Source organism: Bacteroides sp. 1_1_14, from assembly GCF_000162515.1.
Taxonomy (GTDB): domain Bacteria; phylum Bacteroidota; class Bacteroidia; order Bacteroidales; family Bacteroidaceae; genus Bacteroides; species Bacteroides thetaiotaomicron.
This window is the reverse complement of sequence record NZ_GG774736.1, coordinates 1-1,533: the sequence shown is the minus strand read 5'-3', so window position 1 is coordinate 1,533 and position 1,533 is coordinate 1. Positions and strand designations below refer to the sequence as shown.

Below are 1,533 nucleotides of genomic sequence, written 5' to 3'. Positions count from 1 at the left end.
TATTATAAATACCTGTGAAAAACTGTTGCAAACATAAGGAGTTAGTGAAGAAATACCAATGAAGAATCGTACAAAAGCATGGAAAATACCGTCTTTTGCACGAAAATCCATGCAATGAATCCATTTTTTTATTAAGAAAGAGTGTTCAGAGAGGATTTTATTCCTTTTTCGTTGTATGGAGAATAGTTATTTATAAAACAAAACCCTAAAAGCAATATGGCAAATTTTTCAATTGTAATTGTGCCAACTAAGAAGTTGGCAAATGGCAGACATCGGATAAGGATAGCAGTAGCGCATCGGTCTAAGACCAGATACATTCCTACTCAATTTACATTGGATTCCGCAAGTCAGCTAAAAAATGGCAGAGTAATAAGACACGAAAATGCAGCAAACATAAACTCATGTTTGCGAAGGATTATCGATGAATACGAGGAAATTCTTGCTTCCATTGGCTATTTGTCTACAATTTCGTGTACTGAACTAATACATATTATTACCTATGAACAGAAAAAGAAAGGAATAACTTTCCAGACAATAGCAAGAGAATACTTAAGTTTTATGGCAGGGGAAGAAAGACATAAATCTTATAGCCTATATAAAATAGCAAGCGAGAGGTTTATTAAATATATGAAGGGCGACTTTCCGTTAATCCAACTCACCCCTCTTCATGTACAAGAGTTCGCAGAAAATCTGTATAAGGAAGGGTTAACTGATACGACTATAAGAATCTATCTCACTCTGATAAAAGTTATATTGAATTATGCAAGTAAAATGAACTATGTGACTTATCATATTCACCCCTTTGTTCTTTTTAAAATGCCGGAATGTAATATTAGGGATCTTGATTTGTCAGTAGATGAACTGAAAAGTATTAGAGATACAATGTTTCTGAAATCTTCCTTAAGTATTACCAGAGATATTTTTATGCTTACTTATTATTTAGGCGGGATTAATCTGAAGGATTTATTGGAATACAATTTTAAAGATAAAGATTATATAAGATATGTACGCCATAAAACTCGTAACAGAAAAAAAGGAATAAATGAAATAGCATTTTCTTTGCAGCCTGAGGCAAAAGAGATTCTTAATAGATATTTGACGAAGGAAGGTGAACTGAGATTTGGAAAATATTTATCTTATAAACAGGTATACAGTTTAATTTTTCGTAATATAAATAAGGTAGCAGAGATGTCTGGTATAAAAAAGAAGGTTACTTATTACTCTGCTCGAAAAACATTTGCACAACATGGGTATAATTTGGGGATACAAATTGAGAAAATAGAATACTGTATAGGGCATAGTATGAAAAGTAATCGCCCTATTTTTAATTATATAAAAATAATGCAAGAACATGCAGATAAAGTATTCAGGGAAATATTGGACCAATTATTATAACTTTGCTCTGCTGTAAGGTATATCGATTTGATTTCAGAATAACTACTTCCTATCATTTTAGTTGCTTTTTAATTGTCTAAAGGCAATCTCACGCTTTTTATAACATGCTCACAAACAGACTTTTGACTCTCTATCATT

General features: G+C 31.8%; 1 protein-coding gene. It reads left to right on the top strand.

Annotated elements, in window-relative coordinates:
* Positions 1–216 precede the first annotated feature (216 nt).
* The gene (locus HMPREF9007_RS00150) at positions 217–1,395 is read left to right on the top strand and encodes a phage integrase SAM-like domain-containing protein (RefSeq protein ID WP_008763909.1); all 1,179 of its coding nucleotides are present in this window, start codon (positions 217–219) and stop codon (positions 1,393–1,395) included.
* Positions 1,396–1,533: the final 138 nt, after the last annotated feature.